The 24,333-nt window shown below is 70.5% G+C and carries 9 protein-coding genes (1 of these 9 cut by a window edge); all 9 read left to right on the plus strand.

Annotation, left to right across the window (positions count from 1 at the left end; translation table 11 throughout):
* Nucleotides 1-8,234, plus strand: partial view of an SDR family NAD(P)-dependent oxidoreductase gene (locus tag J7I97_RS30795; RefSeq protein ID WP_214941464.1) — the 3' portion only. It extends 859 nt beyond the left edge of the window; 8,234 of the gene's 9,093 nt are visible here — the last part of the coding sequence; the start codon falls outside the window, past its left edge; its stop codon occupies nt 8,232-8,234.
* A 1-nt stretch (nt 8,235) separates the two neighbouring features.
* Nucleotides 8,236-17,490, plus strand: a complete 9,255-nt coding sequence (locus tag J7I97_RS30800; protein WP_214941467.1) for an SDR family NAD(P)-dependent oxidoreductase — start codon at nt 8,236-8,238, stop codon at nt 17,488-17,490.
* A complete protein-coding gene (locus tag J7I97_RS30805) occupies nt 17,487-18,851 on the plus strand; it encodes a PfaD family polyunsaturated fatty acid/polyketide biosynthesis protein (protein ID WP_214941471.1) in 1,365 nt (454 codons plus the stop codon). Before J7I97_RS30800 ends, J7I97_RS30805 begins: the two co-directional genes overlap by 4 nt.
* An 89-nt stretch (nt 18,852-18,940) precedes the next feature.
* Complete coding sequence (gene fabD / locus J7I97_RS30810) at nt 18,941-20,029, plus strand: ACP S-malonyltransferase (protein WP_214941474.1); 1,089 nt, start codon at nt 18,941-18,943, stop codon at nt 20,027-20,029.
* A gap of 41 nt (nt 20,030-20,070) precedes the next feature.
* On the plus strand, nt 20,071-21,330 hold the full coding sequence (locus tag J7I97_RS30815) for a hydroxymethylglutaryl-CoA synthase family protein (protein ID WP_214941477.1): 1,260 nt from the start codon (nt 20,071-20,073) through the stop codon (nt 21,328-21,330).
* Nucleotides 21,318-22,100: an enoyl-CoA hydratase/isomerase gene (locus J7I97_RS30820; RefSeq protein ID WP_214941480.1), complete on the plus strand. Its 783-nt coding sequence runs from the start codon at nt 21,318-21,320 to the stop codon at nt 22,098-22,100. The genes J7I97_RS30815 and J7I97_RS30820 overlap by 13 nt, the downstream gene beginning before the upstream one ends.
* Before the next feature lie 2 nt (nt 22,101-22,102).
* Entirely contained in the window at nt 22,103-22,855 is a 753-nt protein-coding gene (locus tag J7I97_RS30825; RefSeq protein ID WP_214941483.1) for a polyketide synthase, read from the plus strand.
* Nucleotides 22,856-22,859: 4 nt separating this feature from the next.
* Nucleotides 22,860-23,105 carry an acyl carrier protein gene (locus J7I97_RS30830; protein ID WP_214941487.1) on the plus strand — a complete coding sequence of 82 codons (246 nt, stop codon included), beginning with the start codon at nt 22,860-22,862 and terminating at the stop codon, nt 23,103-23,105.
* Nucleotides 23,086-24,333, plus strand: a complete 1,248-nt coding sequence (locus J7I97_RS30835) for a beta-ketoacyl synthase N-terminal-like domain-containing protein (RefSeq protein ID WP_214941490.1) — start codon at nt 23,086-23,088, stop codon at nt 24,331-24,333. Before J7I97_RS30830 ends, J7I97_RS30835 begins: the two co-directional genes overlap by 20 nt.

Genomic DNA, 24,333 nt, shown 5'->3' on the forward strand with positions numbered 1-24,333 from the left:
CCGGGACCGCTGTGCTGTGCACGGGATCGGTGGTGCCGTGCGAGGCGGCACCGGCCTCCGTGGACCTCGCGCGGCTGCGGGACGCATGCGGCGAACGGCGCTGGGAGGCGACGGAGCTATACTCCGCGTTCCGGTCCGCCGGGATGGGGTACGGCGATTCGTTCCACGCCATCGAGCACCTGCTCCTCGGGGAGTCCCAGGTGCTCGCACGCCTGGTGCTGCCCGAAGCGGCGCGCGTCGACGCGGAAGGCTGCCTCCTGCCCCCGGGCCTGATGGACGCGGCTCTCCAGACCTGCGCCGGAATGATGGCCGGGGAACCGGACGCCGGGCGGACGGCATTCGTGCCGTTCGGGGTGGAGCGGGTCGAGGTGCTCGCCGCGCCGGGCGAAGCCCTGTGGGTCTGGGGCCGCCGTGGCGCCCGGGACACCGTGGGCGGGTCCACCCGCACCTTCGATCTCGATCTGTGTGACGACGCCGGACGAGTCCGGGTACGCGTCCGGGGCCTCTCGGTACGGGCGCTGCACCCGGAGGCGACGGCCGAGGCAGCCGTCGCGCATGCGGACGGCCAGGTGTTCGCCTCCCCGCGCTGGCAGCAGAAGCCGCTGCCCGACGCGGCCGTCCCCGCCATCGGCGGGCGGGCCGTGGTGTTCGCCGAGAACGGCGCTCTCGTGGACGGTGCCACCGCGGGTCCGGGCTGCGAGGTGGTGACGCTCAACGCCCGGGCCGCCACCCTCGACGGCCGCTACACGGAGTACGCGTTACAGGTGTTCGAGAGGATGCGGCAACTGCTGCGGGACGGTACGCAGACGCAGTACGTCCTCCAGATCCTGTTGACCGATCGACCGGAGTCAGCGGTGCTGACCGGTCTCGGCGCACTGCTGAGGACCGCGGCTTTGGAGAACCCGCGGATCACCGGACAGGTCGTCGTCGTGGCCGCCGAGACCCCGGTAGCTGTACGGCTCGATCTCCTCGCGAGGGAGCGGCGCAACCCCGTCGACGCCACCGTGAGGCTCCGCGGAGACCGGCGTGAGGTGCTCACCTGGGCCGAGGAGTGCCCGGCGGAGTCCCCCGGCTCGCCGTGGCGGTCCGGAGGCGTCTACCTCATCACCGGCGGTATGGGCGGCCTCGGCCGCATCTTCGCGGAGGAGATCGCCCGGCAGGTGAAGGACGCCAGGCTCGTCCTCGTCGGCCGTTCCCCGGAGACGGAGCAGTCGCGCCGGATCCTCGAACGGCTCCGGGCCTCGGGCGCGGAGGTGTCCTACGAACCGGTCGACGTCGCCGACCGAGCCGCGGTCAGGGCTCTGGTCGACGGGATCCGGCGCACGGCGGGGACGGTCCACGGGGTCGTCCACAGCGCCGGCGTGGTCGCGGACGACTTCATCCTCAGGAAGTCCGCACGGGAGTTCCGCGAGGTCCTCGCACCGAAGGTGAGCGGTCTGGTGAGCCTCGACGAGGCGACCGAGGACCTCGATCTGGACTTCTTCGTGACCTTCTCCTCCGGCGCCGCCGTCACGGGGAACGTCGGTCAGGCCGACTACGCGGCTGCGAACGCGTTCATGGACGCCTTCGCGGAGCACCGCCAGGGGCTCGTGGCCGACGGGCGTCGGTCCGGCCGCACCCTCTCGATCAACTGGCCGCTGTGGGCCGAGGGCGGTATGGGCGCCGACGCCGGTACCCGGACGGTGCTGCGCGACCGCTTCGGGATCTCCCCGCTGGAACGCGACGCCGGGATCGGGGCATTCGGCCGGTGCCTCCACACGAACCACCACCAGGTACTCGTCGCCGCTGGGCACACGGACCGGATCAGGAAGGCGCTGACGATGCAGCAAGCCGGAGAACACACGGCACCCGTGAACACCGGAACTCCCGTCGCCCCGGCGGCGGTCCGGGACGACGGCCTGGGGGAGTGGACCGTCGCGTACATCACCGCGCTGCTGTCGGAGGTGCTGAAGGTGCCCGCACGGCGCATCGAGGCGGGCAGCCGTCTGGAGCGCTACGGCATCGACTCGATCCAGGCCCTCAACCTCACCGCCCGGCTGGAGGTCTCCTTCGGAAACCTGCCGAAGACGCTGTTCTTCGAGCACCAGACCATCAAGGCGCTGAGCCGGTACTTCATCGAGGTCCACCAGGACCGGCTGCGGGAGCTGAGAGGGACCGTCCCGGCCGCCGCGGCGCCCTCGCCCCCTGCTCCTGCTCCTGCACCGGCAGAGCCGTCCGCCGCGTCCGCCGCGTCCGTCGCCACGGGTCACGCGGCGGCGGTACCCGCGACCGGGCCGGCGCACCGCGCGGAGGGCACCGGATCCGCGCCGCGCGGCGTGGAGATTGCCGTCATCGGAATGGGCGGGCGTTATCCGCAGGCACCCGACCTGCGGACGTTCTGGCGGAACCTCTCCGAGGGCCGGGACTGCGTTACCGAGGTCCCCCGGGATCGCTGGGACGCCGGTGCCTACTATGACGCGGACCGATCCCGGCCGGGTACGACGAACTCCAAGTGGGGCGGCTTCCTCGACGACGTCGACCGGTTCGACCCGCTGTTCTTCAACATGTCGCCGCGCGAGGCCGAGTTCACCGACCCGCAGGAGCGCCTGTTCCTGGAGTGCGTCTACGAGACGCTCCAGGACGCCGGATACACGCGCCAGGACCTGACGGCGCCCTTCCCGAACGGAGCCGGAGGCAACGTCGGCGTGTTCGTGGGCTCCATGTACGACGAATACCAGCTCTACGGCGCGACCGAGCAGGCGCTGGCCGACGGGCGGGTGGTTCCGGGCAACGCCGCGAACATCGCCAACCGCGTCTCCTACTTCTGCGACTGGCAGGGGCCGAGCCTCACGGTCAAGACGATGTGCTCCTCGTCCCTGACGGCTCTGCACCTCGCCTGCCAGAGCCTGCAGACGGGTGACTGCGAGGTCGCCATCGCCGGTGGTGTCAACCTGTCCCTGCACCCCGCGAAGTACCTCCTGCTGGGACAGGCCGGCTTCGCGTCCAGCACGGGCCGCTGCGAGAGCTTCGGCCAGGGCGGCGACGGCTATGTGCCCGCCGAGGGGGTGGGGGCGGTCATGCTCAAGCCGCTGGACCGGGCCATCGCCGACAACGACCGCATCCACGGAGTCATCAGGGCGACAGCGGTGAACCACGGTGGCCGCACGAACGGCTACACCGTCCCCAACCCGAACGCCCAGGCCGACGTGGTCGCCCGCGCCCTGGACAGGGCGGGGGTCGACGCGCGCACCATCAGCTACGTCGAGGCGCACGGTACGGGCACCTCGCTCGGGGACCCGATCGAGATCGCCGGCCTCGCCAAGGCGTTCGCCCGCCACACCGACGACCGCCAGTTCTGCGCGATCGGATCGGTCAAGAGCAACATCGGACACGCCGAGAGCGCCGCCGGCATCTCGGCCTTCACCAAGGTGCTGCTGCAGCTCGCCCACGGCCGTCTGGTGCCCTCGCTCCACTCGGAGACGCTGAACCCGCACATCGACTTCGGCGACACGCCCTTCCGGGTGCAGCGGGAGCCGGCGGAGTGGCGGCGGCCGGTGATCGACACACCCGACGGACCTCGGGAGTACCCGCGTCTCGCCGGCATCTCCTCGTTCGGGGCCGGCGGGTCCAACGCCCACGTCATCGTGGGCGAGTACGTACCGGCCGGGCCCGTGGTGGCCGACGATCCGGCGCAGTGGCCGCTGGGGTCGGTCATCGTGCTCTCGGCGAGAACCGAGGAGCAACTGGGCGAGCAGGCCCGGCGCCTGCTGGACTGGGTGCGCGAGGAGCGGATCGAGGATGCCGACGTGCCCGCTGTCGCGGCCACTCTCCAGGTGGCCCGGGAGCACATGGTCGAGCGGCTGGCGTTCCTGGCCGGCTCGGCGGCCGAGCTGACGGCCCGGCTGGGCGACTACGTCGAGGGCAAGGACGACGCCGGGGCGTACCGGGGGCGCGGAAAGCGCTCCCAGGGCGTCGTCTCCGCCCTGGCCGAGGACGAGGACATGGAACGCACCATCGCGGCCTGGGTGGACAAGGGGAAGTTCGGCAAGCTGCTGGAACTGTGGACCAACGGGCTGGACCTGCCGTGGCGCAGCTACTACCCGAACGCGCTGCCGCGCCGGCTCTCACTGCCGACCTACCCGTTCGCCCGCAAGCGGTTCTGGGCGGGCGACGGTCCCCGGTCCGGTGCCGGGACGGCCGGCCCCGGCATGGTCAGGGCAGCCGAACCGGCCGAGCCGGTGGTGCGCGCGGCCGCGGCGGTTCAGGAGGCGCCGGCCGCTGCCCCGGCACCCGGCACCCGGATCGTCGCGAAGCCCCGCGGCATCGGTCTGACCGCCCTGGACGCCGGTTTCGGGCACAGCGTCGGTGCGGCGCCCGCGCGACCCGCTGCGCCGGGCTCCGTCCCGGTGCCGGACGGGCCGGCCGACGCGGCCGCGGCGACCGGTACGGAAAGCGTCCCGCGCCCCGCCCCGGCGGTCCCGCCCGGCCCGACGCCCGGACGGCTCGTCCCTCCGACGCCCGCCGTCCCTCCGACGCCCGCCGTCCCGGACCAGGCGCCCGCCGTCCCGGACGAGGGGAGTCTCGTCCGCGAGGTGGCGGCGAGCCTCGCCGAAGCCCTGTACCTGCTTGAGGAAGAGATCGACCCCGACACGAAGTTCACCGACCTCGGCCTGGACTCCATCGTCGGCGTCGAGTGGATGAATGCCGTCAACAAGCGCTACGGACTCGATCTGACGGTGACCCGGCTCTACGACCACCCCACCGTCGTGGAGCTGTCGGCCTACATCCTCCGGGAGCTGGCCAAAGGAGGCGCCCCCAAAGGGCGTCCCTTTCGTAAAGTGACCGAGCCCGAGCCGGTCGGATTCGTCGAGCCCGAGCCGGTCGGGGTTGTCGAGCCCGAGCCGGTCGGGGTCGTCCAGCCCGAGCCCGAGCCCGAGCCCGTGGCAGAGCCCGTGGCAGAGCGCGCGGCGCGGGCCGAGCCCGTCGCCGTGCCGCCGGCGGCGGATGCCCGCCCGGCCGGCGCGATCGCCGTGGTGGGCATGTCCGGCAGGTACCCGGGGTCCGCGACCCTGGACGAGTACTGGGACAACCTGGCGCACGGCCGCGACTGCGTGGGCGAGGTCCCCGATTCCCGGTGGAGCATCGCCGATCACTACGACCCGCGTCCCCACCAGGAGGGCAAGGTCACCTGCAAGTGGATGGGGCGCCTCGACGACATCGAGGTCTTCGACCCGCTGTTCTTCAACATTCCGCCCGCGGAGGCGGAGGCGATGGATCCGCAGCAGCGGCTGTTCCTTCAGGAGGCGTACCACGCGTTCGAGGACGCGGGCTACGATCCCCGCTCGCTGAGCGGTCGCAAGTGCGGTGTCTATCTCGGGATCATGGGCAGCGAGTACGGCATGCTCATGCAGCGGCAGGGCAGTGAGACGAGTGCGGCGGCCACGAGCGGCAGCAATGCCATCACCGCCGCACGCATCGCCTACTTCCTCAATCTCAAGGGCCCCGCCATCGCCCTGGACACGGCCTGTTCGTCCTCTCTGGTGGCCACCCATCTGGCGACGCAGGCCCTGCGCAGCGGTGAGATCGACATGGCGCTGGTCGGTGGCGTCACCCTCTACCTGAGCCTGGATGCGTACCTCAGCATGTCCAGCGCAGGCATGCTGTCCCCGGACGGGCGCTGCAAGGCCTTCGACAACAGCGCGAACGGGTTCGTGCCCGGCGAGGGCGTGGGTGCGCTCGTCCTCAAGCGTCTCGACGACGCCGTTCGCGACCGTGACCACATCCACGGCGTGGTCATCGGATCGGGCATCAACCAGGACGGCAGGACCAACGGCATCACCGCGCCGAGCGGCGCGAGCCAGATGGAGCTGGAGCGCGACGTCTACGACCGGTACGGCATCGACCCGGCCGGCATCGGCTACGCCGAGTTGCACGGTACGGGAACCAAGCTGGGCGATCCGATCGAGCTGGAAGCCCTGGCGACGGTCTACCGGGAACACACGGACAAGACCGGGTACTGCGCCATCGGCTCGGTGAAGAGCAACCTCGGCCACACCTCGGCCGCCGCCGGCATCGCCTCGATCCAGAAGGTGCTGCTGTGCATGCGCAATGAGCAACTGGTCCCGACGCTGCACTTCGACCGGCCCAACGAGCACTTCGACTTCGACGGCTCCCCGTTCCGTGTGAACACCGAGCTCTCGCCGTGGAAGGCCGAACCGGGCTCCGCGCGACGCGCGGCCGTCAGCGGCTTCGGCTTCAGCGGTACCAACGCCCACCTGGTCGTGGAGGAGCATCCGCAGGATGCCGCGGAGCGGCCGGTCGGGGACCCGCAGGTCTTCGTGCTGTCGGCCAGGAGCGAGGAACAGCTGAGGACGGCGGCCACCCGCCTCGTCGAGCACCTGCGCGCCCACCCGTCCCTGGCCCTGGCGGACGTCGCCCACACGCTGCAGCAGGGCAGGGAAGCCATGACACGGCGGCTGGCCGTCGTGGCCGCCACGCTGGGAGAGTTGCTGGAGAAGCTGACCCGGTACGCCGAGGACGGCGCGGCGGACGGCATCCTCACCGGCCTGGCCGGCAAGGACCGGGCTGGCCGGACCGAGCTGGTGCCACAGGCCGGTCCGGACGGCACGGTGTCGGTGACGGAGGCCGAGCGGCTGGCCGCGGCGTGGACCGGCGGAACGCCCGTCGACTGGACGCGACTGTCCGAGGTGACCCTGCCCGGCCGGGTCCCGCTGCCCACGTACCCCTTCGCGCGGGGGCGCTACTGGTTCGACGACGCCCCGGCGTCCCGGCGGCCCGGGGCGGTCCTCCCGTCACCGGACCCCGTCGCCGCCGAGGTGGAGCACGCACCGGCCGCGCCCGGCGGCGAGGTACCGGACGGTACGAACGTCCTGTTGGCACCCGTCTGGGACGCGGTCCCCCAGCCCGTGCCGCAGGACGTCCCCCTCCCGTCCGGCCGGGTCGTCGTGATCGGCGGCACCGTGGAGCAGCGGGAGCGGATCCGTGTCGTCCATCCACGTGCCGAACACCTGACCCTGGGCCCCGGGGACACGACCGAGACCATCGCCGAGAAGCTCGACGCCACCGGCGAAGCCCTCGGGCACCTGGTCTGGCTGGCTCCCCGGGAGACGGTCGTCGGCGCCGCGCACGACGCCGACGCCGCGGACGACGCGCTGGTGGACGCGCAGGAGGCCGGTCTGTACGCCTGTTTCCGCACGCTGAAGGCGCTGCTGACGCTGGGGTACGGCCGCCGCCCGCTCGACGTCACGGTCGTGACCGAGCGGACTCTGCGGGTCCGGCGCACGGACGTCGTCGACCCCGCCCACGCCGGACTGCACGGACTGCTCGGCTCGGTGGCGAAGGAGTACCCGGGCTGGACGGTGCGCCTCGCCGACCTCGACCCGGACCGCGACTGGCCGGTGGCGCAGGTGTTCGCGCTGCCCCGCGAGGAGAGCGGCAGCGTCTGGGGGTACCGCCGTTCCCGTTGGTACCGCCAGACCCTCGTGCCCGTGCGGGACACCGCCGCGGAACGCACCCACCGGGCGCCGTACCGGCAGGGCGGCGTCTACGTCGTGGTCGGCGGCGCGGGAGGCATCGGCGAGGCATGGACCGAGCACATGATCCGCACCTTCGGGGCGCAGGTCGTGTGGATCGGCCGGAGGGAGGAGGACGAGTCAATCCGGGCGAAGCTGAGCCGTCTGGGCGAGCTCGGTCCCCGACCGCGCTACGTGCGGGCCGATGCCACCGACCGGGCGGCGCTGGAGAGGGCGTACGAGGACATCAAGTGGACCCATCCGGTCGTCCACGGTGTGATCCACTCGGCGATCGTGCTGCTCGACCAGAGCCTGGAGCGCATGGACGAACAGCGCTTCCGCGCCGCGGTCACGGCCAAGGTCGACGTGAGCGTCCGACTCGCCCAGGTCTTCCGGGGCGAGCCCCTGGACTTCCTCCTCTTCTTCTCCTCGATGAACTCCTTCCTGAAGGCTTCGGGGCAGTGCAACTACGTGGCGGGATCGGTGTTCGAGGACGCCTACGCCCACCGCCTCGCCGACGGGCTGGACCTTCCCGTCAAGATCATGAACTGGGGCTACTGGGGCACCGTCGGCGTCGTCGCCGCACCGGAGTACCGGGAGCGCATGCACCGGGCCGGTGCCGGCTCGATCGAGCCCGCAGACGGCATGGCGGCTCTCGACGTCCTCCTTTCAGGCACGTTCGACCAACTCGGGCTGATCAAGGCCCACGGGGGTAATTCCTGACATGCTGAACGACATTCGGCGCGAAGCCATCACGATGGTGCCCGAAGGCACGCGGGTTCCCCTGCGCCACCTGTGCCGGGAGCAGGCCGGTACGACGGGCCCGGCACCGGGCGCGTCGCCCGGTGCCGCCGCCGACGTGGACGAGGACCTGCTGAGCCGCCTGCTGTTCCTCCAGCTCAAGAGCGCGGGGCAGTTGTCCGGCGAGGCTCCGGCCCCGCTCCCCGGCGGCGGACTGCGGCGCTGGCTGGACGAATCCGTGCGCCGGCTGCGCGCCGGCGGGTTCCTGAGCGGCTCCCCCTCGCGGCCGGTCCCGGCGGTGACGGTGGACAGCTCCGCCACGTGGTCACAATGGGAGCAGTACGGCGCCGGCGCGCAGGGGGACGCCGCCCAGCGCGCGCGGTTCACGCTGCTCGACGCCACGCTGCGGGCGCTGTCGGGCATCCTGCGCGGCGAGGTGCTCGCCACCGACGTGATGTTCCCCGACTCGTCGATGGAGCTGGTCGAGCGGATCTACCGGGACAACCCCCTCTCCGACTGCTTCAACGGGATCCTGGCGGACGCCGTGGCCGCCGTGGTGCGGGAGATCGTCCGCGCCGACCCGGCCGCCCGCATCCGCATCCTGGAGATCGGCGCCGGCACCGGGGGCGGGAGCGTCACCGTCCTTGAGCGGCTGGAGCCCTTCGCGGCGCACGTCGAGACGTACTCCTACACGGATCTGTCGAAGTCCTTCCTGATGTACGCGGAGGCGGAGTACGGGCCGCGGCACCCCTATCTGGACTACCGGCTGTTCGACGTCGAGGAACCGCTGGCGGCGCAGGGCATCGCCCCCGGCTCCTACGACCTCGTCCTGGCCACCAACGTGCTGCACGCCACGAAGGACATCCGCCGGACACTGCGCAACGCCAAGGGCGCGCTCAAGCGGCACGGTGTCCTGCTCGCCAACGAGCTCTCCACCCACTCGCTCTTCACCCACCTGACGTTCGGCCTCCTCGACGGCTGGTGGCTCTACGAGGACGACGAGCTGCGCATGCCGGGCGGCCCCGGCCTCTCCCCGGACACCTGGGAGGAGGTGCTCGACGACGAGGGATTCGGCTCCGTGTCCTTCCCGGCGCGGCGGCTTCACGAGCTGGGGTACCAGGTGATCGCCGCGGCAAGCGACGGCCTCGTCCGGCAGGAGGAGCAGGAGGCTGCGGCCCCGACGGGGGAGACGGTCGGCGAGGGCCTCGTCCGGCCCGGGGTCCAGGAGGCCGCCGCCTCCGGCGATGCGCCGGAACAGCGGGTCAGGGAGACGATCTTCGAGCAGCTGAGACTGTCGTTGAAGATCGACCGGTCACAGATCGCCGCGGATGACGCCTTCATGGACTACGGCGTCGATTCGATCATCGGCGTGCGGCTGATCCAGGAGATCAACCGTGCGCTCGGCACCGACCTCGCCACGACCGACCTCTTCGACCACGGTTCCGTCAGCCGGCTGGCGCGGCACATCGTCGACCACGCTCTCCCAGCCGCACCGGCCGCACCGGCCGTACCGCTGCCGACCGGGCAGCGGGTCGCGCCCGAGGAGCTCGCACCGCCTTCGGCCGCGTCCCGCCGCGCCGCCCGGCCGGACGCGGGGCGGACCGCCGCGGGCGGCCCGTCCAGGGAGCCCATCGCCGTCGTCGGTATGAGCGGCAGGTTCGCCGGCTCGGCCGGCGTCGAGCAGCTCTGGGAGCACCTCGCACAGGGTCACGACCTCACCGGGCCCGTCTTGCGGTGGGACCTGTCGGGCTACCGCCCGGCCGATGCGCAGAGCTGCGAACGCGGCAGCTTCATCGACGGGATCGATCGCTTCGACCCGGCCTTCTTCAACATCTCGGGCGTCGAGGCCACCTACATGGATCCGCAGCAGCGCCTCTTCCTCGAGGAGTCGTGGAAGGCGCTCGAAGACGCCGGCTACGCGGGCTCCGGAACCCGGGGGCGGCGCGTCGGCGTGTACGTCGGCTGCCAGGAGAGCGGGTACGCGCAGCTGTTCGGCGCCGAGGCGCCCCCACAGTCAATGTGGGGCAACGCGCTGTCGGCGATGCCGGCGCGCATCTCGTACCATCTCGACCTTCAGGGCCCGGCGATCGCGGTCGACACGGCCTGCTCCAGTTCGCTCGTCGCCCTCCACCTCGCCTGCCAGGGGCTGTGGGGCGGTGAAACCGAGATGGCCCTGGCGGGCGGCGTCTCCCTGCAGTGCACGCCGCAGTTCTACGTGCTGGCGGGCCGCGCCGGCATGCTCTCCCCGAGCGGCCGCTGCCACACCTTCGACGACCGGGCCGACGGCTTCGTGCCCGGCGAGGGCGTCGGAGTCCTCGTCCTCAAGCGGCTCAGTGACGCGCTCGCCGACGGCGACCACATCCGTGGCGTCATCAGCGGCTCCGGGATCAACCAGGACGGCGCGTCGAACGGGATCACCGCGCCGAGCGCCGCGTCCCAAGAACGGCTGGAGACCTCGGTCTACGACACCTTCGGGATCCGCCCCGACGACATCCAGATGATGGAGGCGCACGGCACGGGCACCGAGCTCGGCGACCCGATCGAGTACCGGGCGCTGCAGCGGGCCTTCCGCCGCTACACCGACCGGAGGGACTACTGCGCGCTGGGCTCCGTCAAGTCCAACCTCGGCCACACCATCACCGCGGCCGGCGTCGCCGGAGCCATCAAGGTCCTGCTCTCGCTGGAGCACCGCACCATCCCGCCCTCGATCAACTTCGAGCGGGCGAACGCGCACATCGACATGTCCGACACCCCGTTCTACGTGAACACGGTGAACCGGCCCTGGGCTGCCGGCAACGACGGCACACGACGTGCCGCGGTCAGCTCCTTCGGGGTCAGCGGGACCAACGCCCACATCGTGTTCGAGGAGGCCCCGGCCGCGGCCCGTCCCTCCACCGCGTCCACCGCGCACCTCGTCACCCTCTCCGCCGTCACCGCCGGGCAACTCGTCGAGCAGGCCGAGCGCCTGATCGAGCACTGCGAGCAGCGGCCCGGGCTGGACCCGGGCGACATCGCCTTCACCCTCCTCCTCGGCCGCAGGCACCTCGCGCACCGGCTGGCCTTCGTCGTGCGCGACAGCGGGGAACTCGTCCGGACCCTGCGCACCTGGCTCGACGGGGCGCAGAGCCCCCGCATGAGCGCCGGCGAGGTCCCCGCGCAGGGGATCGACGAGCGTGCCGCGCTGCGAAAGCTCGGCAACGACTCCCTCCGGCAGGCCGCCACCGACCCGGCATCGCGCACCGAGCTGCTGTCGACCGTCGCGGACCTCTACGTGCAGGGCTACGACCTGGACTACGCCGCCCTCTTCGCCGCGGACCACCACGCGCGCGTACCCCTGCCGACCTACCCGTTCGCCCGTGAGCGGTACTGGGTGTCCGATCAGCGGGCACTCGCCGCGGCTCGCCCCGGCACGGCCGAGCCGCACCCGCTGCTGCACGAAGACGTCTCGGACTTCGGCGCCCGGCGCTACCGCACGCGGTTCACCGGCGAGGAGCACTACCTCACCGACCACGTGGTCAAGGGGCGGAAGGTGCTGCCGGGCGTCGCCTGCCTGGAGATGGCGCGGGCCGCAGCCGCCCTGACGCTGGGAACGCCCGAGCCCGGTGGCGGCGCCGACGCCCTCGCCCTTCGCAACGTGGTGTGGGCGCGGCCCGTGGCCGTGGACGATGAGCCCGTCACCCTCGTCACGTCCCTCGTGCCCACGGGCCCCGACGAAGCCGACTACGAGATCACCGGCACGCCCGGTCCGGGGCCCGGCGCCGCCCCGGTGGTGCACAGTCAGGGGCAGGTGGTGCGCAGGGCAGTGGCGCCGGCGCTGCTCGACGTTCCGGCCCTCCGTGCCGCGTGCGGCCAGGGGGAGCTGACCGCGGCCGAGCTGTACCGGGCGTACGAGGCCATCGGGTTCCGCTACGGCCCCTCGCACCGGGGCCTGGAGCGGCTGCACGTCGGCCGCGGCCAGATCCTGGCCCGCCTCGTCCTGCCCGGCTCGGTCCGCGCGGCTCGCGGCGCGTTCGTCCTGCATCCGAGCCTGCTCGACGCGACCCTGCAGGCATCGCTCGGCATCGGTCTCGCGACCGGGGCGGCCGAAGCACTCGACGTGTCCGGCATGAAGCCCTCCCTCCCGTTCGCCCTGGACGAGCTCGAAGTGCTCGGCGACTGCCCGGAGTCGATGTGGGCCTGGATCCGCTTCAGCGCGGGCTCCCGGGCGGACGGGACGGTCTTCAAGCTCGACATCGACCTCTGCGACGACCAGGGACGGGTCTGCGTCCGCATACGGGGCATGTCCTACCGGGTCCTTGAGGGCGAGGTCGGCGGTACCGGACCGGATGAGGTGTCCTGCGTGAGCTTCCTGCCGGTCTGGCGGGAAGCCTTCCCCGGAGGCGACCCGGACGTCGAACCGCGGGAACGCGTCGTGCTGCTGCCCGACCTGCCCGACCTCGGCGAACTCCTCGCCCGGCAGGATCCGGCGGCGCGGCTGCTGCGGCTGACCTCCGCCGCGCCCGGGATCGCGGAGCGGTTCACCGAGTACACCGTCCAGGCGCTGGACCACCTGCGCCGCCTGATGGCCGAGGGCGTACGGCACGGGGTCCGCGTCCAGCTCGTCGTCCCCGACGAGAGCGGACTCGCCACCACCCGCGGCCTGCTCGGGCTGCTGAAGTCGGCGCAGGCGGAAGAGCCGGGGCTGCTGCCGCAGGTCGTGGTCGTCGACCCGGACGAGACCGCCGAGCAGATGATGTTCCGCCTCGCCGCCGCGCGCCGGCATCCCGACGCGTCCTGCCTGCGGTTCAGGGCCGGCCGCGTGGAGGCACTCGGCTGGCGCGAGGACGACACGCCTGCGGAGGCCCGGGTGCCCTGGCGCAGTGGCGGCGTCTACCTCGTCACGGGCGGACTGGGCGGCCTCGGCACGCTCGTCGCGCGGGACATGGCCGCCTGCGTGCGCGACGTCAAGATCGTCCTGGCGGGCCGTTCACCGCTCGGACCCGAACAGGAGTCCGTCCTGGACGCGCTGCGCGACCAGGGAGCCGACGTCCGCCACGCGCGGGTCGACGTCACCCGGGCCGCCGCCGTGCGCTCCCTGGTGGACGGCATCCTGCGGGAGCACGGCACCCTGCACGGCATCATCCACGCGGCCGGGGTGCTCCGCGACGGCCTCGTACGCGGCAAGACCGCCGAAGAGTGCCGCGCGGTCCTCGCGCCGAAGGTCGCCGGCCTGGTGAACCTGGACGAGGCCAGCAAGGACGTACCGCTGGACTTCCTGCTGTCGTTCTCCGGCGCGGCAGGGGTGTTCGGCAACGCCGGGCAGAGCGACTACGCGGCGGCCAACGCGTTCCTGGACGCCTACACGCACCACCGGCGGCAGCTGGTCGACCGCGGTGAGCGCTCGGGGGCCTCCGTGTCGGTCGACTGGCCGCTGTGGGCCGAGGGCGGGATGCGGGTGGACCCCGGTACCGAGGCGGTGATGCGCGAGCGGCTGGGCATGGCACCCATGCCGACCACCGAGGGCATGGGCGCGCTGTACGCCGCTCTGGCGGCGCCGCACAGCCAGGTCCTGGTCGTCGCGGGCGACGCCGGCCGGATCAGGCGCACCGTGCTGGGCCGGCCCGCGGCGCCCGAGGCGCCCCGGCCCGCACCGCCGCGGTCGGCCGCCCCGGTGGAAGCCCCGGCTGCCGGCCGGTCCCGCCGGGCGACGGGCGACGCGTCCGACCCGGTGCGTACCGCCCTGGTCGCGCGCCTCCGGCAGACCCTGAGCGAGGTGATCCAGCTGCCCGGTCACCGGATCGACGCGGCGGCGCCCTTCGAGCAGTTCGGCATCGACTCGGTGCTGGCGCTCTCCCTCACCAACCGGCTGGAGGCCGATTTCGGCTCGCTGTCGAAGACGCTCTTCTTCGAGTACCGCAACCTCCACGAGCTGAGCGCCTACTTCCTCCAGGCCCACGCGGACGCGGTCCGGATGGTCGTCGGCGACCACGGCGAGCCCGACCGGTCCCCCGCGCCCGAGGGCGGAGCCCCGGTCACCGTCGTACGGCCCTCGGCGCCGCTCGTGGTGCCGTCACCGGCCGAGCCGGTGCGGCCCGCGACCCGCGAGGACGCGATCGCCGTGATCGGACTCGCCGGCCGCTACCCCGGCGCGGAGGACCTGGACGGATTCTGGGAGAACCTGGCCGCGGGACGGGACTGCGTGACGGAGGTGCCCCCGGACCGCTGGGAGCACCGCCCCTCCGGCGGCTCCGACCGGAACCAGCCCGGCGGCGCCCCCGCCCAGTGGGGCGGATTCCTCGATGGTGCGGCCGATTTCGACGCACCATTCTTCAACGTCTCACCGCGCGAAGCCGCGATCATGGATCCGCAGACGCGCCTGTTCCTGGAGTGCGTCTGGACCCTGCTGGAGGACTCCGGCTACACCCGGGACCGGCTGCGCGACGTGCACGGGAGCCGGGTCGGCGTTTACGTCGGCGCGATGTACCAGCACTACCAGCTGCTGTCGTCCGACCTCGTGCACGAGTCCATCACGTCGGTGATGAGCTACAGCGCCATCGCCAACCGGGTCTCGCACTTCTTCGACCTGCAGGGGCCGAGCCTCGCGATCGACACCACCTGCTCCTCGTCGCTGGTGGCGATCCACATGGCCTGCGAGGAACTGCGCAGGGGCGGCAGCGAGATGATGATCGCCGGTGGCGTCAACCTCTCCCTGCACCCCAAGAAGTACCAGGGGCTGAGCCTGACCGGCCTCACGGGGAGCGGCCGCGACAGCCGGGCCCTCCTCGACGGGGACGGTTTCATCTGCGCGGAGGGCGTCGGAGCGGTGCTGCTGAAGCCGCTGTCCAGCGCCGTCCGCGACGGGGACGAGATCCTCGCCGTCATCCGGTCGAGCGCGACCAACCACAAGGGCCGCACCAGTGGCCCCATGGTGCCCAGCCCGGCCCGGCAGGAGCGGCTGATCGTGGAGAACCTGGAGCGGGCGGGCATCCACCCGCGCACGATCAGCTATGCCGAGGTGTCGGCCAACGGTTCCCAGATGGGCGACGCCATCGAATTCGCGGCGCTGCGGGACGCCTTCGGCGAGCACACCCGCGACGAGGGGTTCTGTGCCGTCGGCACGGTCAAGTCCACCCTGGGCAACATGGAGGCGGCCTCGGGCATAGCCCAGCTGAGCAAGGTCGTCCTGCAGCTCGGGCACCGCCGGCTCGTCCCCTTCGTCGGGAAGGGCCGCCTCAACCCGGGGGTGGAACTCGCGGGCACCGCGTTCTACCTGCCGCAGGAGGCGGAGCCGTGGCACCGGCCCGTCGTGAACCTCGACGGCCAGGAACGGGAGTATCCGCTGCGGGCGACCATCAACTCCTTCGGAGCGGGCGGCTCCAACGCCCATCTGATCGTGGAGGAGTACGTGGGGGAGCCCGGGGCCGATGACGCCGCCGCACCGGGGCCCCTGGACGCCCACCCGATGCCACAGATCGTGCTCCTCTCCGCGCGCACCGAGGACCGGCTGAGGGCCGTCGCGAGCCGGCTGCTGGAGTTCGTGCCCACGCAGGCGGACCTGTCCCTTGAGGACCTCGCCCACACACTCCAGTGCGGGCGCGAGGCCATGCACTCCCGGCTCGCGCTGGTGGCGGGGAACCTCAAGGAGCTCGTCGAGGGCCTCGCCCACTACCTCGACGGTTCCGGGGGGACCGCCCCCGTACCGCTGTTCACCGGCGACGCCGGGCGGAACGACCCGGACCTCGAACTGCTGCTCGGCGGACGGGCCGGGGAGGCGTTGGTCCGCGAGCTGCTGGCCGAGAACCACCTGGAGAAGCTGGCCCTGTTGTGGGCGCGGGGTGGGAAGGTGCCCTGGGCGTCGGCACGGCGCGGCGAGCGGAACCCGCGGATGCTCCGGTCGCTGCCGGCCTACCCCTTCGACCGGAAGCGGTACTGGGTGCCCGTGCCGCCGGGAGGGGACGCCACGACCACGATCGCCGCTCCGGCGGCGACTGCTCCGGCGGCCGTCACCGCTCCGGCTACGGGCACCGCTCCGGCCGGCGGAGCCGCGGACCGGATCACGGTCGTCGTCGCCGAGCTGCTGGGGATGCGGACGAACGAACTCGACCTCGCGACGCCGCTGGAGGACCTCGGCTTCAGCTCGATCCACGCCACGCAGCTGCTCCAGGCGCTGCAGGCCGAGGTCGACCCCACGGCCGATCTCGATGCGCTGAGCGAGTGCCGGTCGACCCGGGACCTGTTGCGGCGATTCGGGTCCGGGGCCGGCGCATCCGCCGGGTCCGGGACGGCGCCCGTCGCGCCGGTGCGCATCCCCGAGGTCGTTCACCTGGGCGGTGGACGCGAGGGCCGACCGGTCTTCTGGTTCCACGGCGGGCTCGGCGGGGTGGAGGTCTACGCGACGGTCACCGACTGCATCGAGCGGCCCTTCTACGGGATCCAGGCCCGTGGCTGGATGACGAACAGCGAGCCACTGCACGGGATCCCGGCGCTGGCGACGCACTACGCGCAGATCATCCGCACGGTCCAGCCCGAGGGGCCCTACGACCTCGGCGGCTACTCGTTCGGCGGCCTGCTGGCCTACGAGGTGACCCGCCGGCTCCAGGAGCAGGGCGGGACGGTCGAGAGCATCGTCATGGTGGACACCTACGACGACAGCGTCGGGGACGTGACCATGTCGCGCACCGACATGCTGCTGCAGCAGGTCAACGCCCTGCTGTTCGCCGCCTCCAAGCCGGCTCCGAAGGACTTCGCCACCACGCTGTTGTCCGTCCGCGAGGTCGACTGGGACCAGGAGGAGGACGACCTGCTCGACCAGATGCTCACCCTCGCGCGACAGCGCGGGCTGAAGGGGGACGCGCAGACGCTGCGCGCCCGGGTGCTGCGCAATCTGGGAGTCCAGGAGGCCTACGGACTGCTGGACTACGACATCACGCCGCTTCCCCGGCCGGAATCGGTCGCCTGCTTCTACTTCCGCAACCGGAGCGGCCTGTTCTACGGGGAGATGGAGCCGCTTTTCTCCACGCAGAAGGACGGAGCGGTCCTGGACAACGCCGTCTACTGGGCGGAGTGGCAGCGGCAGCTGCCGAACTTCCACCAGGTCGACGTGGACTCGGCGAACCACTTCGTGATGCTCGGCGACCCGGCGGCACTCACCACCGTCCGGTCCTTCTGCAAGCTGCTCTACTCCGGCAAGCGGGACAGGCGCCTCCCCGTGGCGAAGGCGTGGGCCACCCGCCACCAGAAGGCGCGGGACACGAAATGAGCGCGAGGGGAGAACGTGGTGAGGACGCGGCAGGGCGGCTCGGCTGTGCGTCCTTCCGCCGGGACTTCGGCGTCGACTACGCCTACCTGGCGGGGTCGATGTACCGGGGTATCGCCTCGAAGGAGCTGGTGGTCGCCCTGGGGCGGGCGGGCTTCATGGGCTTCCTGGGCGCCGCCGGCCTGAACCCCGAGCGGGTGACGGACGACATCGTCCACATCCGGCGGCACCTGGAGCCCCACCAGCCCTTCGGAGTCAATCTGCTGTGTGACCTCCAGTACCCGGCACGGGAGACGGCCAACGTCGAGATGCTGCTCGCCCACGGTGTGCGCGTCATCGAGGCGTCGGCCTTCATCAAGGTCACCCCGGCCCTGGTCTTGTTCCATCTGTCGGGGCTGCGGGCCCGGCCGGGAGGCGGGGTCGCCCGTGACACGCGGATCGTCGCCAAGGTCTCGCGGCCCGAGGTGGCCGGCGAGTTCATGCGCCCCGCGCCGGAGGACGTGGTCGCCCGGCTGGTGGCCGAGGGCCGCGTCACGCGCGAGCAGGCCGCGCTGGCCCGGGGGGTTCCGGTGGCGCAGGACCTCACCGTCGAAGCGGATTCGGGGGGCCACACCGACCGCGGGGTGTCCACCGTGCTGCTGCCCTCGATGCAGAGCCTGCGGCTGCACATGACACGGCAGTTCGGCTACGGCGAGAAGATCCGTCTGGGGCTCGCCGGCGGGATCGGGACGCCGCAGGCGGTCGCCGCCGCCTTCGCCATGGGCGCCGACTTCGTCATGACCGGCTCCATCAACCAGTGCACGGCCGAGGCCGGCATCAGCGATGCGGTGAAGGACCGGTTGCAGACCATCGACGTCCAGGACACCGACTACTGCCCGGCGGGCGACATGTTCGAGATCGGCGCCCTGGTCCAGGTCCTGAAGAAGGGCGTGCTGTTTCCCGCCCGGGCGAACCGGTTGCACGCGTTGTACAAGAGGTACGACTCGTGGGAGGAGATACCGCAGGAGACCCGCAGGCAGATCCAGGACACCTACTTCAAGAAGAGCGTCGACGAGGTGTGGCGTGAAACCTGCGAGCACCTGCGGAAGACGGGCCGTGAGTCGGAGATCGAGCGGGCCGAGCGTAGTCCGAAGCGGCGCATGACTCTGATCTTCCGCTGGTACTACGGCTACAGCAGCCGGCTGTCGTTCATGGACACCGATTTCGACCGGGCCAATGTGCAGATCCATACGGGGCCTGCGCTGGGGGCTTTCAATCAATGGGTGCGGGGCACGCCGTGGGAAAACTGGAGGAACCGCCATCCGGACCGGATGGCGATGAAGCTGATGCGTGAGGCGTCCTCGATTCTCTCGGGATGCAGGTAGCCGCGGGCGTATATTTTCTGGCAGAGTGAGGCGAAGCATGATCGCGGTCTTCGGGACCAAATGAGAAGGATGACGGGAAAGGATTTACCGTGAGGGCCTATATCTTCCCCGGGCAGGGGGCGCAGCAGAAGGGAATGGGTGCTTCCCTTTTCGATGAATTCGCGGATCTCACCCGCTCGGCCGACTCGATTCTGGGTTACTCCATCAAGGACCTCTGTCGGGAGGATCCAGACGGACTGCTCGGCCAGACGCAGTACACACAGCCCGCGATGTATGTCGTCAATGCCCTGTCCTACTACCAGAAGCTCCGCGAGACCGGTCTGGTGCCGGACTTCGTCGCAGGTCACAGCCTTGGTGAGTACAACGCGCTGCTGGCGGCCGAGGTGTTTGACTTCGAGACCGGCCTGCGGCTGGTCCGCAAGCGCGGAGAGCTGATGGGCCGGGCTTCGGGCGGCGGGATGGCAGCCGTGCTGAACGCCTCGGAGTCGGAGATCCGGACCATCCTCGCGGAGAACGGGCTCGACTCCGTCGATCTGGCGAACTTCAACACGCCGTCGCAGGTGGTGATTTCCGGCCGCGCCGAGGACATCGAGGCTGCGAAGCCGCTGTTCCAGACCGGAAACCACCTGTTCATGCCGCTGAGGACGAGCGGGGCCTTCCATTCCCGGTACATGGAGCCGGCCCGCGTGGAGTTCGAAGATTTCCTTGCAGGAATGACCTTCTCGAAGCCGCGCATTCCGGTGGTCTCCAATGTGACCGCGAGGGTCTATGAGGATCACCTCGTCAAGGAGAACCTGACGAAGCAGATGGTGCAGGCCGTGCGGTGGTCGGACACCATGGAGCACCTCCTCGCATACTCCGGAATGGAATTCGAGGAGATCGGTCACGGGAATGTGCTGACCAAGTTGCTGCAAAAGATCCGCCGCGAACTCAAAAGTGAGAATAAACCCCTGCCGCGTGTCGCGCAGACGGCCGAGAGTGCCGGGGAAATGGTCCGGAACTGGAATGAGCGATATGCGATCGGTAATCGCTTCCGCTCTACCACCGGAAACTACGGGCACCTGGAGACCGCCACGCCGGCAGCCGTCCTCTTCGGACACCGGGCGGCCGTCTATATGCAGGGATATCGCGGGTACTTCGATCTCCAGGAACTGGAGCCGGTCCCGGCAGCGCAGTGAATCGGACCGCAATCGAACGGCAAGCTCCAGGGAGAGAACCCATGACGACCGTTGGAATCGAAGCAATGAACATCTTCGCCGGCACCTGCCATCTCGACGTGGCGAAGCTGGCGATCCACCGCGGTCTCGACACCGCGAGGTTCGACAACCTCCTCATGAAGGAGAAGACCGTCGCGCTGCCGTACGAGGATCCGGTGACGTTCGGTGTCAACGCGGCCAAACCCCTCATCGACGCGCTGTCGCCGGAGGAACGGGACTCCATCGAGCTGGTCATCACCGCGACCGAGTCGGCGTTCGACTTCGGCAAGTCCATGAGCACGTACTTCCACGATCTGCTCGGGCTGAACCGGAACTGCCGCCTCTTCGAGATCAAGAACGCCTGCTACTCGGGGGTCGCGGCGCTGCAGACGGCGGCGAACTTCATCCTGTCGGGGACCTCACCGGGCGCGAAGGCCCTGGTCATCGCCACCGACATCACGCGCTTCATGGTCGCGGAGAGCGGCGACGCGCTCTCCGAGGACTGGTCCTTCGCCGAGCCGAGCGGCGGTGCCGGCGCCGTGGCGATGATCATCAGCGACACCCCGCACATCTTCCAGATAGACGTCGGCGCGAGCGGCTACTACGGCTACGAGGTGATGGACACCTGCCGCCCCCTGCCCGACAGCGAGGCAGGCAACGCGGACCTGTCCCTGCTCTCCTACCTGGACTGCTGCGAGAACTCCTTCCTTGAGTACCAACGCCGGGTCGGCGACGTGGACTTCGTCTCGTCCTTCGGCTACCTCGCCTTCCACACCCCCTTCGGCGGAATGATCAAGGGCGCGCACCGCAATCTGATGCGCAAGATCGCCAAGGCGCGTCCGGCGGTCATCGAGGAGGACTTCCAGCGGCGCATGCACCCGGGACTGACGTACTGCCAGCGTGTCGGGAACATCATGGGTGCGACCACGATGCTGTCACTGGCCAGCACCATCGACAACGCGGACCTCTCCAGCCCCCAGCGCATAGGCGTCTTCTCGTACGGCTCCGGCTGCTGCTCCGAGTTCTTCAGCGGGGTGTCCCGCCAGGAGAGCCAGGACCGCACGCGCGGTCTCAGCATGGAAAAGCACCTCAGCACCCGGTACGAGTTGACCATGCCGGAGTACGACTCACTGCTGCAGGCCAATCACGCGGTGAAATTCGGCACCCGGAACGCCCTCCTGAGCACGGACATCGTTCCGCAGGCCCGGACCGGGAACGGCCGGGAGCTCCTCTTCCTGAAGCGGATCGATGAGTTCCACCGGGAGTACGAGTGGGTGTCCTGAAGGCGCAATACGAAACCGTCAAGGTTCGCTTCGAGAACGGGATCTGCTTCCTCCAGATGCACCGCCCGGAGGCGGGCAACACCATCAGCACCCGCCTGGTCGAGGAGTGCGCCGACGTGGTGCGCTTCGCCGAGGAGCACGCCACGATCCTCGTCCTGGAAGGGCTGCCCGAGGTGTTCTGCTGGGGCGCCGACTTCGGCGAGCTCGCGGCAGGGGACGGGGAGGACCGGAACGGGGAATCGCCTGCGGCGGCCCTGTACGACCTGTGGCTCTCACTGGCTTTCGGATCGTTCGTATCCGTGGCACATGTGCGCGGCAAGGCCAACGCCGGAGGACTGGGGTTCGTGGCCGCGTGCGACATCGTGGTGTGCGCGGACACGGTGATGTTCAGCCTGTCCGAGCTGCTTTTCGGACTGATGCCGGCCTGCGTCCTGCCCTTCCTGACCAGGAAGGTCGGCCCGGCCAAGTCCAACTACATCACGCTGATGACGCAGCCGTTCACCGCCGAACAGGCGGTGAACTGGGGACTCGTCGACGTCAGCGCGGAGAACAGCGAAAACCTGCTGCGCCGGCACCTCCTGCGCCTGCGCTATCTGCCCAAGACGGGAGTGACCCGCTACAAGAAGTACCTGCGCAACCTCGACGACCTTCTGCTCCCCTCTCGGGACAAGGCCGTCGCGGCCAACGAGGAGGTGTTCTCCGACGAGGACAACCTGCGCAAGATCGAGCGCTACGTGAAGACAGGGCAGTTCCCCTGGGAAGGAGAGTAGGAATGCAGAGCCCACCCGTCGAGTACCGGGAGATCACCTCTTCCGTCGTCCAGATCACGATGCAGGACCTGGTACACAAGAACACCTTCTCCGATCAGCTCATCACGGGCCTGCAGGACGCCTTCGCGAAGGTCGCGGCCAACGAACGGTGCAAGGCCGTCGTTCTCACCGGCTACGGCAACTACTTCGCGAGCGGCGGCACCAAGGAGAGCCTGCTGCTGATCCAGGAGCGGCGCATCAGCTTCACCGATGCCGACATCTACGGCCTGGCGCTCGACTGCCCCGTACCCGTCATCGCCGCGATGCAGGGCCACGGCATCGGCGGCGGCTTCGCCATGGGGATGTTCGCCGACTTCGTGATCCTCAGCCAGGAGAGCATCTACACGACGAACTTCATGAAGTACGGGTTCACTCCCGGCATGGGAGCGACCCTGATCCTCCCCAGGAAACTCGGCATGAGCCTGGCCGGGGAGATGATGCTCTCGGCGAAGACCTACTACGGCCACGAGCTGAAGGAACGGGGAGTCCCCTTCCCGGTCCTGCCGCGCGCCGACGTGCTGCACCACGCCCTCGAACTGGCGGAGACGCTGGCCGAGAAGCCCAGGATCTCCCTGGTCACCCTCAAGAGCCATCTGGTGTCCGAACTCCGCGCCGAACTCCCGCACTACATCGAGCGCGAAGTGGCCATGCACGCGAAGACCTTCCACCAGCCCGAGGTCCGGGCTCTCATCACGTCCCACTACGCAGGAGGCTGACCACATGCCGGACACGCGCGTCTTCGATCTGATCGTGGAACACACCCGCGAGGTGATCCCCGAGCTCGAAGGACACCGATTCGAACCCTCCGATTCGCTGCGCGACCTGGGCGCCAACTCCATCGACCGGGCAGAGATCATCATCATGGCCCTGGAGTCGCTGTCGGTGCGCATCCCCCTGGTCGAGCTGGCGGACGCGAAGAACATAGGCGAGCTGGCGGATCTCATCCATGACAAGTCCGCGGTCTGACGGCCGCGACGTCGTCGTCACGGGCCTGGGTGTTACCACCGCGGTGGGCCAGGGCAAGGACGACTTCGTCGCAGCCCTTCTCGACGGTCGCCATGCCTTCGGGTTCATGCAGCGCCCGGGCCGGCTGCCTCCGGCCCCCTCCACCGACGGATCCGCGGTCTTCCTGGGCGCCGAAATAGGGGAGCTGAGCCTGCCCGGGAGCATCGCCGCGCGCAGCGTGCGCACGGCGTCGCTCTCGGCCAGGGCAGCCCTGGCCACGCTGTACGAGGCATGGCACGAGGCCGGGCTGGACGATGCCGACCCGTCCCGCATCGGGCTCGTGGTCGGCGGATCCAACGTCCAGCAGCGCGAGTTGACCCTTCTGCACGCCCGCCACGCGGACCGTCCCGAGTTCCTGCGCCCGACGTACGGCATGGGTTTCATGGATTCCGACCTGTGCGGGTTCTGCACCGAGCAGTTCCCGATCCGGGGCTTCGCCCATACGCTCGGCGGCGCATCGGCCAGCGGTCTGCTCGCGGTGCTCCAGGCCGTGCGGGCAGTGCAGTCCGGCGAGGTCGACGTCTGTATCGCCCTGGGTGCGCTCATGGACCTGTCGTACTGGGAATGCCTCGCGTTCCAGTCGATGGGCGCCATGGGGTCCCACCGCTGGGCCGACGACCCGGCCGCGGCCTGCCGCCCCTTCGACCGGAACCACGACGGGTTCATCTTCGGCGAGGCATGCGCCGCGGTGGTCGTCGAGCGGGCAGACGGGCGCCGGCATCCGGCGCCGTACGCGCGCTTCCGCGGCGGCGGCAGGGCGATGGACGGCACCCGCAATCCCCACCCCTCGGTGGAGGGGGAGGTGGCCGTGATCCAGGCGGCGCTCCGGGAAGCCGGCCTGACCGCGTCGGCCATCGACTACGTCAACGCGCACGGCACCGGATCGCCCACCGGGGACGCGGTCGAACTGCGGGCGCTCGCGCGCTGCGGGCTCACCGACGCCCGTATCAACGCGACCAAGTCGATCACCGGGCACGGGCTCACCGCGGCGGGGGCGGTGGAGATCGTGGCCACGCTGCTGCAGATGAGGGAGCAGAAGCTGCATCCCACCCGCAACCTGGTCGATCCGCTGGACGAGACGTTCCCCTGGGTGCGTGAGAAGGCGGAGGACTGCGCAGTCCGGACGGCCGTGAGTCTGAGCATGGGCTTCGGCGGAGTCAGCGCGGCGATCTGCCTTGAGAAATGCTGA

The sequence above is a fragment of the Streptomyces sp. ISL-87 genome (genome assembly GCF_018614095.1).
Classification (GTDB): domain Bacteria; phylum Actinomycetota; class Actinomycetes; order Streptomycetales; family Streptomycetaceae; genus Streptomyces.